This window comes from Ruegeria sediminis (genome assembly GCF_005938215.1).
In the GTDB taxonomy this organism is placed as follows: Bacteria; Pseudomonadota; Alphaproteobacteria; order Rhodobacterales; family Rhodobacteraceae; genus Ruegeria; species Ruegeria sediminis.
This window is the reverse complement of sequence record NZ_VCPD01000001.1, coordinates 59,734-72,131: the sequence shown is the minus strand read 5'-3', so window position 1 is coordinate 72,131 and position 12,398 is coordinate 59,734. Positions and strand designations below refer to the sequence as shown.

The following is a 12,398-nucleotide window of genomic DNA, read 5'->3' as shown; positions in this document are numbered from 1 at the left end:
GATCGGTTCCGATGTCCGGTATCGTGCCAAAGGGGCTGGACAGGCGGCCACGGCTCGCGCACCGTGAGACCATGCCACATGACGATGACGACCATCCGCACGCCCTGTTGCCGCCGGACCCCGCGCTCCGGGTGAAGGCGCTTGAGACGATTCTCGTCCGCAAGGGGCTGGTCGATCCGGCGGCGCTGGACGAGATCATCGACACCTATGAAAACCGGATCGGCCCCCGGAACGGCGCCCGCGTGGTGGCCAGGGCCTGGGCGGATCCGGAGTTCAAGGCCGCACTGCTGGCCGACGCGACGCCGTTGATCGCGGATCTGGGCTTTTACGGGCGGCAGGGCGAGCATGTGGTGGTGGTGGAAAACACGCCCGCGCAGCACAACATGGTCGTCTGCACACTGTGCAGCTGCTATCCGTGGCCGCTGCTGGGCATTCCGCCGGGATGGTACAAATCCGACGCCTATCGCGCCCGCGCCGTGCGCGAGCCGCGCAAGGTGCTGGCGGAATTCGGCGTGACGCTGCCACCGGAAACCTCGGTCCGGGTGTGGGATTCGACGGCCGAAGTCCGCTATCTCGTGCTGCCGATGCGGCCCGGAGGGACCGAGGGGATGGGCGAGGACGATCTGGCGGCGCTGGTCACGCGCGACAGCATGATCGGCACCGGCCTGCCCGGGGTGCCGTCGTGACCCGCGCGCATGACATGGGCGGGCGGTTCGGTGACGGCGCGGTGCGCCCTGAGCCCGAGGATGCGCCCGTCTTTGCCGAGGACTGGCACGCGCGGGCTCTGGCGGTGACGCTGGCCGCCGGCGCGCTGGGCCTGTGGAACATCGACATGTCGCGCCATGCGCGCGAGCGGCTTTCGCCCAAGGATTACGTGCGGTTTTCATACTACGAGAAATGGATCTCGGCGCTGGCGGACCTGCTGGTCGAAACCGGCGCGCTGACCGAAGACGATCTGCGGGAAGCTGGGCCGGAGAACACTCTTTCCGAAAAGGCATTGACGGCAGACAAGGTGGCGCGGGTGCTGGCGAAGGGCGGACCGGCGGATCGCAAGGGCGGGCCGGCGCCGCGTTTCGCACCGGGTCAGGCCGTACGCACGCGCCTGCCCGCCGACAACGTGCTGGTTTCCGGCGGCCACAGCCGGTTGCCGCGATACGTGGCCGGCGCGCTTGGCTACGTGCTGCGGTGTCACGGCAACCACGTGCTTCCCGACAGCAACGCGCATCGTCTGGGCGAGGCGCCCGAACCGCTCTACGCGGTGCGCTTTTCCGCGCGGGCGCTTTGGGCGCATCCCGAACATCCCGACGATGAAGTGGTGCTGGATCTGTGGCAAAGCTACCTGGAACCGGCATGAGCCTGCCAGTGGAGGATACCGCCCCCGAGCCGGTCTTCGAACAGCCCTGGCACGCGCAGGTCTTTGCCCTGACCGTGGCGCTGAACGAGGCGGGGCGGTTCGGCTGGGAGGACTGGGCCCGGCGGTTTTCGGAAACGCTGAAACGCAACGGGGCCGGTCGTGACCTGAACGGCGGCGACGACTATTTCCGCGCCTGGCTGCAGACGCTGGAGATGATTCTGGCCGAGGATGGCGCCGCCGCGCCCGTCGAGGTGGCGGCGTTGCGGGAAGCCTGGGAGGCGGCCTATCTGGCGACGCCGCACGGGCAGCCGGTGCACCTGCCGGAAGCCTAGGTCGGAGGCTCTGCCCCCGTCGCGCTGTGGGCGCGACTCTCCCGGGGGATATTCCGGCCAGATCAACAGGGGATCCGGTCTTGATCTGGCTGCAAATACCCCCGCCGGAGGCATCGCGCAGAGCGCGATCCCGGGCCGGGCGCGCCGGTGCGTCGAATTTGCGGTTTCCCTGATCTGTGCGCACCGCTATACGGGCGCGGGTTTGATACTTCTGTGCAAAAGGACCGGATATGGCCAACGTGGTTGTTGTCGGCGCCCAGTGGGGTGACGAAGGGAAAGGCAAGATCGTGGACTGGCTCAGCGAAAGGGCGGACGTGATCGCGCGCTTTCAGGGCGGGCACAATGCCGGGCACACTCTGGTCATCGACGGCGAGGTCTACAAGCTGCACGCGCTGCCCTCGGGCGTCGTGCGCGGCGGCAAGCTGAGCGTCATCGGCAATGGCGTGGTGCTGGATCCCTGGCACCTGATGAAGGAGATCGAGTCGATCCGGGCGAAGGGCGTCGAGATCACGCCGGAAACCCTGATGATCGCCGAAAACACGCCGCTGATCCTGCCGATTCACGGCGAGTTGGACCGGGCGCGCGAGGAAGCGGCCAGCAAGGGCACCAAGATCGGCACCACCGGGCGCGGCATAGGCCCGGCCTACGAGGACAAGGTGGGCCGCCGGTCGGTGCGGGTGGCGGACCTGGCGGATGACGCGACGCTCGAGGCGCGGGTGGACCGGGCGCTGCAGCATCACGATCCGTTGCGCAAAGGCTTGGGCATCGAGCCGGTGGACCGCGACGCGCTGCTGGCGCAACTGAGAGAGATCGCGCAGGACATTCTGCCCTTTGCGGCGCCGGTCTGGAAGGTGCTGAACGAGAAGCGCAAGGCCGGCAAGCGGATCCTGTTCGAAGGCGCGCAGGGCGCGTTGCTGGACATCGACTTTGGCACCTATCCCTTCGTCACTTCGTCGAACGTGATCGCGGGTCAGGCGGCCACCGGTGTCGGCATCGGGCCCGGGTCGATCGATTTCGTGCTGGGCATCGTCAAGGCCTATACGACCCGCGTCGGCGAGGGGCCGTTTCCGACCGAGCTGCACGATGAGGACGGGCAGCGCCTGGGCGAGCGCGGGCACGAGTTCGGCACCACCACCGGGCGCAAGCGCCGCTGCGGCTGGTTCGACGCCTGCCTGGTCCGCCAGACCTGCGCCACCAGCGGCGTGAACGGCATCTCGCTGACCAAGCTCGACGTGCTGGACGGGTTCGAGACGCTGAAGATCTGCGTCGGCTATGACCTGGACGGCGAGCGCCTGGACTACCTGCCGACAGCCGCCGACAGCCAGGCCCGCTGCAAGCCGATCTACGAGGAAATGCCCGGCTGGAGCGAATCCACCGAAGGCGCGCGCAGCTGGGCCGAATTGCCCGCCAACGCCATCAAATACGTGCGCCGGGTCGAAGAGCTGATCGAATGCCCGGTCGCCTTGCTGTCCACCAGCCCGGAGCGGGACGACACCATCCTGGTGACCGATCCCTTCGCCGACTGATGAGCGGGGACGGGAAGCCGGGCCTGAGCTACAAGGCCCGCCGCCGCTGGTCGCTGGTGATCCTGCTGGTGGGCCTGCCGCTCTACATCGTCGCGGTGGTGACGGTGCTGAACCTGCTGGACCGGCCGCCGATCTGGCTGGAGCTTTTGGTCTATGTCGGGCTCGGGATCCTGTGGGCGCTGCCCTTCAGGTTCGTCTTCCGCGGCGTCGGGCAGGCGGATCCGGACGACAAGGACAAGTAGGCGCCCCGGCCTGTCCGGCTTGGAAGCCGGCAGGGGGCGGGTTCGCGCGGCGCTGCAGTGATGTCCGCGAAGAGGCAGCAAAAAGGCCGGCGATTTGCCGGCCTTTTCGTTTGAGATATTTCGCTTGGGTCAACCCGCCGCGCGCTTGTCGTCGGGGCGGAACCCGATCTGGTTGGACGCGGCAAAGCGCCCGCCGCCCGCCTTTTCGATCTTGCCGTCGCGCAGAAGCTGGCCGAAGGAGCGCAGGCTTTCCTCGCGGTTGAACTCGTCCATCTGCAGGGACCGGACCTTGTTCATCAGCTGCGGGCGCGAGAACTGCTCCTGGCCTTCGACGAAGGAAAGGTAGGCGGCGGCGGCTTCGAGCAGATCGGACAGCGACTGCGCGCCCTGTTCTTCGGCGAAACGGGCAAAGCCGCTTTCGTTTTCGCCTTCATCCGTATCGGCGGTGCTGGAAACCCGGCGCGGCTGCACGGGGCCCTTGTGTTCGGCGGCGGCATCGCGCGTGTCGATCCGCTGCTCGGCCACCAAGCGCAGAGGGGCCTTTTCCCCGGCCGCCGGGCGGCGGCTGGTGACTTCGACCTCGGGGCGGCGCGGGCTGACGACCGAGGCCAGATCCTCGCGGTATTCCTCGTCGGCCGAGTCGGACCCGGATTCGCCCTTGGCGGTCCGTTCCGCCGCGGTGGCGGCCACGGCCGTGCGCAGATGCGAGTAGGTCTGGCGGTTTTCGTCCGAATTCGGATCGTCCAGCTTTTCGTCGGCGGCGGCCATCAGGCGGGACAGGTCGTCCTCTTCCCCGGCGTCGCTCTGGCTGTTCGCCCGGGCGAAGAGTTCGGCCTCGACGTCGGCCAGCTTGCGGAGAAGGTTGACCTCGTCCTGCTCGGTGAGCGTGCCGGCGGGCGTTTCCATCTCGTCCTCGTCGGACGGATCGGAAATCGCGGTCTCGGCGGCCTGTTCCGCCGCCTGGTCCTCGTCAAGGATGTTGCGGAGATCGTCGTCCTCGTCTTCCTCTTCGGCGCTGCCTTCGAGATCCGCGAACAGGATGCCTTCGTCTTCGTCCTCTTCTTCGATGGCGGATTCCAGCACCAGCACGCCTGCGTCGGCCCCGGCCGGCGTTTCCTCGGGCTCGGGTTCGGGTGCGGGTTCGGGCTGAGCGTCTTCGATGAAGGCTTGCGGTTCCTCGGCGGTTTCCGGTTCCTCGGCGAAGATCGGCTGTTCGGCCTCGGCGGCTTCCGGTTCCGGCTCTTCCTCCAACTCGGGCTCGACCGGGGGCTGCGCGGCGAAGGCGGCTGCGATGGCGTCGACAGGCTCGGCGCCCGCGCCGTAGTTGCCGTCCTCGTCCTCGGAGAACTGGCCGACGCTTTCGTCGGTGCGCGAAACGACGGCGCGGATGCGCTGGAGCTTGGCGGCGATGCTGTCGGCGGGGGGCGCGGGGCGCGACGCCACCGGCTCGGCCTCGTATTCCTCTTCGTATTCCTGTTGGGCGGCGGCGCGCATCGGTTGCGGCGCCGGGTTCAGCACGGCGAGTTCCGGCGCGGACAGGTCGTCGGACCCGTTCGGGGTTTCTGCGGCGGCGGCGGGGGGGGCCGGCTGCGGGTCGTGCGGCCGGTGGGTCGATGCGACGGCGATGCCGTGGCGGTGCGTGTCGCGCTTGGGTTCGGCGGAAAGCGCGCCGGACGACGCCGCTTCGGTCGCGCGCAGGACGATGCCGTCGTCGTTGCGGCGCGCCTCGACCCGGCGGGTCATGTCGCGCTGGGCGATACGGGCAAGCATCTCGGCATCGGGCTGGGGCGGCTCGGACCCGAAGTAACGGTCGTCCGCCGCGAGATCGCGGAAATATTCGGCGATGGCCTTCATCGTCTCGAAGGAATCATCAAACCCTTCCAAGGTGCATGAAAAGGTCCCGTAAGAGACGGTCAATACCTTGTTGCTCTGTACCATGCGACGCTCGTCCTCTACAAACTAGTGAGTCCACGTTACCCGGCGCCGGGCGTCAATTTCGGCGCGAAACTGTGTAATTCAGCGTATCATTTTGTGGTCAGAATGTGTCCAAAACCAGAAAATGTGACCAATGCGTCTAAAAATGATGTGATTGTCCGGTCTGACAACCCAATAACCCTAGTCGGTGGCGGGCAAATCGGGCCGGATGACCTGAATCTGACGCTGAACGGCGTCAGTTGCCTGGTCGCGGCGGATGGCGGGGCGCGTGCGGTTCTGGCCAGCGGGCGGCTTCCCGACGTGGTCATCGGCGATTTTGATTCGCTGCAGCCCGGAGACCTGCAACGGATACCGGAAGACCGGCTGTTTCCGATTCGCGAACAGGACACCACGGATTTCGACAAGGCGCTGCGCAATGTCGAGGCGCCGCTGGTGCTGGGCGTCGGTTTCTCGGGCGCGCGGGTGGACCACCAGCTTGCGGTGTTCAACTCGCTGGTGCGCAGGCAGGAGCAGCCGTGCCTGGTGCTGGGCGAACGCGAGGTGATCTTTCACGCGCCGCCGTGGATCCGGCTGCCGGTGACGCCTGGCAGCGTGGTGTCGCTGTTTCCGATGCGGCGCGTCACGGGGCGCAGCCAGGGGCTGGAATGGCCGATCGATGGGCTGGTCCTGGAACCCGACGGGCGCATCGGGACCTCGAACCGGTCGCTGGGCGAGGTGGTACTGGAGATGGAGGGGCCGGGCCTGCTGGTGATGGTGCCGCGCGAGGCGCTGGAGGTGGTCACGCAGGCGTTCCTTTCCGGGCAAGCCGGGCGGTGGCCCGCTCGCGCAGGATGACGTAGAGGCCGGCGGCGACGGTGATGCCGATGCCCAGCGCGGCGAGGCCGTTCGGCAGGTCGCGGAAGATCATCCATCCGAACAGGGTCGCGACGGGGATTTCCAGATATTGCATCGGCGCCAGCGTGGCCGAGGGCGCATAGCGCAGCGACCAGGTCATCAGCAGGTGCGCTCCGGTGCCCAGCACGCCGATCGCCAGCAGCAGCAGGGCTGCCGTGGCGTCATGCGGCGCGGCGAAGGACAGTTCGGGAAGTCCGGCCAGGGTGCCGACGGCCAGCACCGGCAGCAGCACCGCCGAGGCCATCACGCCCGCAACCGCCTGCAGCGCGACCGGGTCGGTTTCCTTGGCCATCTGCCGCGTGACCAGCATGAACAGGGCAAAGACCACCGCGACCACCAGCGGCAGGAGGGCGGGAAAACCGACCTCGGCGAAGCTGGGCTGGATCACGAGCAGGGTTCCGGCAAACCCGACCACGCAGGCCCAGAGCCGGCGCGGGCCGACCTCTTCGCCCAGCACGTATTTACCCAGCAGCAGCATGATGAAGGGCATGACGAAGGCGATGGCGATGGCATCGGCCAGCGGCAGGAACTGAAGCCCGGTGAACATCGCGCCGATGCCGACGATATGCAGCGCGGTGCGCAGCATGGCCAGCCGCAGCATCCGTCCGCGCATCCGCCAGGGCCGTCCCGTGACGGCGATCAGCGGGACCAGCAGCGCCGCCTGAACGGCGAAGCGGGCAAGCAGCAGCAGGCCGATGGGCGTGGTTTCCCCCAGCAGTTTCGCCAGTGCATCGCCCAATGGTGCGAGCAGGCAGAAGCCGAGCATCAGCACGATGCCGAGAAGGGGGCGGTCTTGGGTCATGCGCGCCACGCTAGGCCATGGCGCGCAGCCGGAAAAGGGCCAAGTTCAGCAGTTGGGCACGTTCACAGCAAGGCCGCCCAGCGAGGTTTCCTTGTATTTCTCGTGCATGTCGGCGCCGGTCTGGCGCATGGTCTCGATCACCGCGTCGAGCGGCACGAAATGCTTGCCGTCGCCGCGCAGGGCCAGCGAGGCCGCGGAAACCGCCTTGATCGCGCCAAGGCCGTTGCGTTCGATGCAGGGCACCTGCACCAGGCCCTTGACCGGATCGCAGGTCATGCCGAGATGGTGCTCCAGCGCGATCTCGGCGGCGTTTTCCACCTGTTCCGGCGTGCCGCCCATGACGGCGCACAGACCGGCGGCGGCCATCGCCGCGGCGCTGCCCACTTCGGCCTGGCAGCCCGCCTCGGCGCCCGAGATCGAGGCGTTGTACTTGACCAGGCCGCCGATGGCGGCGGCGGTCAGCAGGAAATCCTCGATATGGCTTTCGGAGGCGCCCGGAACGTGGTCGAGATAGTAGCGCAGCACCGCCGGCAGCACGCCCGCGGCGCCGTTTGTGGGCGCGGTGACGACCTGACCGCCGGCGGCGTTTTCCTCGTTCACCGCCATGGCGTAGACGCTCATCCAGTCGTTGATCGTGTGCGGCGCGTTCAGGTTCATGCCGCGCTCGGCCTGCAGCGCGTCATGGATGCCCTTAGCGCGGCGGCGCACGCCAAGGCCGCCGGGCAGGATGCCGTCGGTGGACAGGCCGCGCTCGATGCAGTTGTTCATCACTTCCCACAGCCGGGCGGTGCCCTTGGCGAAGGACACCTCGCAGCCGCGCGCGATTTCGTTGGCGCGCTTCATCTGGGCGATGGATTTGCCAGAGGCCGCGGCCATTTCCAGCATCTCGGCGGCGGATTTGAACGGGAAGGGGACCGGCGGCCCGTCATTGGTGTCCTTGCCGGCGGCCAGCTCCTCTTCGGTCAGCACAAAGCCGCCGCCGACCGAGTAGTAGACCTGTTTCAGGATCACGTCGCCCTGGGCGTCGGTCGCCATCAGAATCATGCCGTTGGCATGGCCGGGCAGCGCGTGGTCGTAGTCGAAGATCAGGTCGGTCTTGGGATCGAACCTCAGCGTCGGCAGGCCATCGGGCGAGACGGTGTGCGTTTTGGCGATGCCCGCCAGGACCGTTTCGGCCTTTTCCCGGTCGTAGGTGTCGGGGGCGAAGCCGGCCAGGCCGAGGATCGTCGCGCGGTCGGTGGCGTGGCCGACGCCGGTGAAGGCGAGCGAGCCGTGCAGCGAGGCGCGGAGGCCGTGGAACTCGAACGGCGAGGCGCGCATCAGGTCGAGGAACCGCGCGGCGGCCACCATCGGCCCCATCGTGTGCGAGGAGGAGGGGCCGACGCCCACTTTGAACATGTCGAAGACGGAGAGGAACATTTAGGTCGCGGAGCCTTCAGGAGGGTTGGGATAGGCGGGTGAGGTGAAGGGCGTGGCCCCCAGCCCCTCGGCCGCGATCGCGGCGCGGGTGGCGGGGCGGGTTTCCAGCCCTTGCAGGATGCGCTGCAGATGGGGCGTGTCGGTCAGGTTGAACCAGCTTCGGTCGCCGGCCGCGGGGTAGAGGACCATCCAGCGCAGCAGGCAAGCGATGTACCAGGTCAGAACCGACGGGTGTTCGGGGTCTAGCCAGCCGGGGCGGGCCCTGGCCTCGGCGTCCAGCAGCGACAGGTGGCGGCGCAGGCGCGGGCATATGCCGGCGCGCAGGGTCCCGGCGGCCTCGGCGGCGATGTAGAGCTCGGGGTAGAACAGGATGCGCAGGTCGGCGTGCAGGGTGTTCGAGGTGAAGAACAGCCATTTGAGAAAGGCCGCGCGGTCGGCGCTGTCCGGAGCCGGGGCCAGTTGCCCGTGGGCGTCCGCCAGCCACAGCAGGATGGCCGCGGTTTCAAAGATCGGGCCCTGCGGGGTTTCCAGCACCGGGATCAGCCCATTGGGGTTCAGGGCGCGGTAGGCGGCGCTGTCCTGTTCGCGCGTTGCGCGGTTCACGAGGACGGTCTCGTAGGGCAGGCCCATCTCTTCCAGCGCCAGCCGGATGATCAGCGAGGCGTTGTCGGGGGCGTAATGCAGGCGGTAGGGCGTTTCCATGGGCGTCAATCTAGTTCCGGGAAGCGATTCACAAATCTCCGATTGCGACGTTTCCCATTGGAAACGCGCATTTTGCCGACATGTTTGGCGGGGGCGGGGCGCGGGCGGGCCTATGCCTTGTGCGCAATCCACACGAAATGGGTGATCGACATGAAGAAGCGCCCCTGTTCGGCCAGGTTTTCCTGTTCGCTCGCCCAGGCCTTCGCCTCGGCCGGGGGCAGGTCGCCGTTCCGGCTTGCATAGGCCGCGATCAGGCGAATCATCATGGCGGCCAGCCCGTCGGCGCGCAGCACCGTGTCGCAGAACACCACCGGTTCCACCCGGTCGACGGCAAATCCGCATTCCCTGAGCCGGTCCGGCAGCACCGCGGGAACGCAGCGTTCGGCAAGGTGGCCGTCCCAGAGGCGAAGCATCCGCGCCATCCGCTCGGGATGGTCGCTGTGCCAAGCCAGGGTGTCCCAGTGCATGTCGCCGATGACCAGGCGGCCGCCGGGGCGCAGCACGCGGTTCAACTCGCGCAGGGCGGGGCGCATGTCGTGGAAATATTCGAAGACCTGCAGCGACACCGCCTTGTCGAATTGCGAGGGCGGGAAGGGCAAGTCCTCGGCCGTGCCCTCGACCAGATCGACATTGTCGCGGCCGGAGCAGCGGGTCCGGGCCGAGGCAAGCATGTCGGCGCTGGGATCGAGCCCGGTCACCTGCCCGGACGGGCCGACGGCGCGCGCCAGTTCCAGCGTCAGCAGGCCGTTGCCGCATCCCAGGTCGAGGATGGTGTCGCCGGGTGCGGGGGCGACGGCGTCGAAACTTGCCCGGCGGCGGCGCGACACGTCGGCCCCGAGATAGGCGTTGTCCAGGAACCGGGCCGTGGCCTCGTCGAATTGCAGCATGTGCGCGTACCCCCCGCGTACCCCCGGAGAAGATTACCAAAAACCGGGGTTTCGCGCGAGGAAAGCGTGCCATGCCCCTCGCGCCGGTCGAACACATTGCCTATAAGGGCGCAAAACCTGCATTGGAGATGCTGCCATGACCGGAGAATTGTCGCCCATCGACAGGGCCAAGTTCGTCGCCGCGAAGCGTGCCGCCGAAATGGTTCAGGACGGGATGCGCGTTGGGCTTGGCACCGGGTCGACGGCCGCGTGGCTGGTGCGCTGCCTGGGCGAGATGGTGCGGGACGAGGGGCTGCGGATCAAGGGCGTGCCGACGTCGACCCGCACGGCCGAACTGGCGCGCGAAGTGGGGATCGAGGTCGTTTCGCTGGATCAGGCGGGCTGGCTGGACATCACCATCGACGGGGCGGACGAGTTCGACGGGGAGCTGAACCTGATCAAGGGCGGCGGCGGCGCGCTGCTGCAGGAAAAGATCGTCGCCACCGCCAGCGACCAGATGGTCGTGATCGCGGATGCGGGCAAGGAGGTCGAGAAGCTGGGCGCGTTCCCGCTGCCGGTCGAGGTCATTCCGTTCGGCTGGCAGACCACGCGGTCGCTGATCGAGGAAACGCTGGTCGCGCTGGACGTTCTGGGCCGCTCGGCGGCGCTTAGGATGAGCGGCGGCGCCCCGTACGTCACCGACGAGGGCAACCACATCCTGGACCTGCACCTGCAGCGGATCGGCAATGCGCGTCAGCTGGCGCTTGTGCTCAATCAGGTGCCCGGCGTGGTTGAAAATGGTTTGTTCATCGATATCTGTGACAGGGTCGTGATCGGATTCGGCGATGGCCGGGTCGAGGTTCGCGACATCAACGAAGGCACGATAGAACATGACCAGGTCGATGTGGCTGAGAAGGACAACCTGTTCACCGACCTGGCGGATTGAGGAAGAATTGCATGAGCTTTGACTATGACCTGTTCGTCATCGGCGGCGGTTCCGGCGGTGTGCGGGCGGCGCGCGTGGCGGCGGGCGAGACCGGCGCGAAGGTCGCGCTGGCCGAAGAGGACCGGTACGGCGGAACCTGCGTGATCCGCGGCTGCGTGCCGAAGAAGCTCATGGTTTTCGCCAGCGAATATTCCGGCATGGTCGAGGATGCGCAGGCCTATGGCTGGGACATCCAGCCGGGGGCCTTCGACTGGACCGTGTTCAAGGGCAAGCTGCACGCGGAACTGGACCGGCTGGAAGGCGTCTACCGCAACATTCTGAAGACCAACGGCGTCGAAAGCTTCGACCAACGGGCGCGACTGGTCGATCCGCATACGGTGGAACTGGCCGACGGCACGCGCAAGACGGCCAAGCACATCCTGATTGCCACCGGCGGCCATCCGGTCGTGCCGGAGTTTCCGGGCTCGGACCTGGCGATCACCTCGAACGAGATCTTCCATCTGGACAAGCTGCCCGAGACCATGCTGATCGTCGGCGGCGGCTATATCGCCTGCGAATTTGCCGGGATCATGAACGGGATGGGCGTCAGGACCACCCAGTTCTACCGCGGCGCGCAGATCCTGCGCGGCTTCGACGACGAGGCGCGCGGCCTGATCTGCGAGGAGATGTGCCAGAACGGCGTTGACGTGCATCTGGGCACCAACGTGCTGGAAATGGCGCGCGACGGCGACAAGATCCGGGTCAAGGCGACCAATGGCACCGAACGGCTGTTCGACGTGGTGATGTACGCCACCGGCCGCGCGCCGAATGCGGACGACATGGGGCTTGAGGCGGTGGGCGTCGAGCGCGGCCGCAAGGGCGAGATCGTGGTGGACGAATACAGCCAGACCGGCGTGCCGTCGATCTACGCCATCGGCGACGTGACCGACCGGGTGAACCTGACCCCGGTGGCGATCCGCGAGGGCATGGCCTTTGTCGAGACCGTGTTCAAGGGCAACCCGACGCCCGTGGATCACGAGCTGATCCCGACCGCCATCTTCACCCAGCCCGAGATGGGCACGGTGGGGCTGAGCGAGGAGGAGGCCGCCGAGCAGGAGCCGATCGAGGTCTACGCGACTTCGTTCAAGCCGATGCAGCAGTCCTTTGCCGGGCGGTCGCAGCGGGTTCTGATGAAGCTGATCGTCAGCAAGGCGACCCGCAAGGTGCTGGGCTGCCACATCGTGGCGCCGGGCGCGGGCGAGATGATCCAGCTTGCCGGAATCGCGGTCAAGATGGGCGCGACCAAGGAAGACTTCGACCGGACGGTGGCCGTGCACCCGGTCATGGCCGAGGAACTGGTCACCATGCGGCATCCCGTGCGCAGCGCTTGATTTGCACCTG

The 12,398-nt window shown here is 67.4% G+C and carries 13 protein-coding genes; 8 read left to right on the top strand and 5 right to left on the bottom strand.

Translation table 11 applies throughout. The annotated features are described in order from the left end of the window. The first annotated feature begins 71 nt into the window (after nucleotides 1-71). The 5 genes from nthA to FGK63_RS00330 all read left to right on the top strand — a co-directional run bounded on the left by nthA (nucleotide 72) and on the right by FGK63_RS00330 (nucleotide 3,454). Nucleotides 72-686, top strand: coding sequence for a nitrile hydratase subunit alpha (gene nthA, locus FGK63_RS00350; RefSeq protein ID WP_138839617.1), 615 nt, complete (start codon nucleotides 72-74; stop codon nucleotides 684-686). Further along, nucleotides 683-1,354: a nitrile hydratase subunit beta gene (gene nthB, locus FGK63_RS00345; protein WP_138839616.1), complete on the top strand. Its 672-nt coding sequence runs from the start codon at nucleotides 683-685 to the stop codon at nucleotides 1,352-1,354. The genes nthA and nthB overlap by 4 nt, the downstream gene beginning before the upstream one ends. Further along, nucleotides 1,351-1,686: a nitrile hydratase accessory protein gene (locus tag FGK63_RS00340; protein WP_138839615.1), complete on the top strand. Its 336-nt coding sequence runs from the start codon at nucleotides 1,351-1,353 to the stop codon at nucleotides 1,684-1,686. Before nthB ends, FGK63_RS00340 begins: the two co-directional genes overlap by 4 nt. A 230-nt stretch (nucleotides 1,687-1,916) precedes the next feature. Further along, nucleotides 1,917-3,212 (top strand): adenylosuccinate synthase, encoded by a 1,296-nt coding sequence (locus FGK63_RS00335; RefSeq protein WP_138839614.1) that lies wholly within the window; start codon nucleotides 1,917-1,919, stop codon nucleotides 3,210-3,212. Continuing rightward, entirely contained in the window at nucleotides 3,212-3,454 is a 243-nt protein-coding gene (locus FGK63_RS00330; protein WP_138839613.1) for a DUF2842 domain-containing protein, read from the top strand. The genes FGK63_RS00335 and FGK63_RS00330 overlap by 1 nt, the downstream gene beginning before the upstream one ends. Nucleotides 3,455-3,583: 129 nt before the next feature. Here the strand turns inward: FGK63_RS00330 and FGK63_RS00325 are convergent, their stop codons facing one another. Beyond that, a complete protein-coding gene (locus FGK63_RS00325) occupies nucleotides 3,584-5,392 on the bottom strand; it encodes a hypothetical protein (RefSeq protein ID WP_138839612.1) in 1,809 nt (602 codons plus the stop codon). Nucleotides 5,393-5,539: 147 nt separating this feature from the next. Between FGK63_RS00325 and FGK63_RS00320 the strand changes: the two genes are divergently transcribed. Further along, a complete protein-coding gene (locus tag FGK63_RS00320; protein ID WP_246043878.1) occupies nucleotides 5,540-6,223 on the top strand; it encodes a thiamine diphosphokinase in 684 nt (227 codons plus the stop codon). Here FGK63_RS00320 and FGK63_RS00315 read toward each other — a convergent pair. The 4 genes from FGK63_RS00315 to FGK63_RS00300 form a co-directional block, all read right to left on the bottom strand. Further along, nucleotides 6,168-7,085: a DMT family transporter gene (locus FGK63_RS00315; protein ID WP_138839610.1), complete on the bottom strand. Its 918-nt coding sequence runs from the start codon at nucleotides 7,083-7,085 to the stop codon at nucleotides 6,168-6,170. The genes FGK63_RS00320 and FGK63_RS00315 overlap by 56 nt on opposite strands. A 45-nt stretch (nucleotides 7,086-7,130) precedes the next feature. Further along, a complete protein-coding gene (locus tag FGK63_RS00310) occupies nucleotides 7,131-8,504 on the bottom strand; it encodes an L-serine ammonia-lyase (RefSeq protein ID WP_138839609.1) in 1,374 nt (457 codons plus the stop codon). Beyond that, nucleotides 8,505-9,206 carry a glutathione S-transferase family protein gene (locus tag FGK63_RS00305; RefSeq protein ID WP_138839608.1) on the bottom strand — a complete coding sequence of 234 codons (702 nt, stop codon included), beginning with the start codon at nucleotides 9,204-9,206 and terminating at the stop codon, nucleotides 8,505-8,507. It lies immediately after the preceding gene. A 110-nt stretch (nucleotides 9,207-9,316) separates the two neighbouring features. After that, nucleotides 9,317-10,093, bottom strand: coding sequence for a methyltransferase domain-containing protein (locus tag FGK63_RS00300; protein ID WP_138839607.1), 777 nt, complete (start codon nucleotides 10,091-10,093; stop codon nucleotides 9,317-9,319). 136 nt (nucleotides 10,094-10,229) lie between these two features. Here FGK63_RS00300 and rpiA point away from each other — a divergent pair, with 136 nt between their 5' ends. Next, nucleotides 10,230-11,018, top strand: coding sequence for a ribose-5-phosphate isomerase RpiA (rpiA, locus tag FGK63_RS00295; protein WP_138839606.1), 789 nt, complete (start codon nucleotides 10,230-10,232; stop codon nucleotides 11,016-11,018). Between the two features lie 11 nt (nucleotides 11,019-11,029). Beyond that, nucleotides 11,030-12,388 (top strand): glutathione-disulfide reductase, encoded by a 1,359-nt coding sequence (gene gor / locus FGK63_RS00290; RefSeq protein WP_138839605.1) that lies wholly within the window; start codon nucleotides 11,030-11,032, stop codon nucleotides 12,386-12,388. Nucleotides 12,389-12,398: the final 10 nt, after the last annotated feature.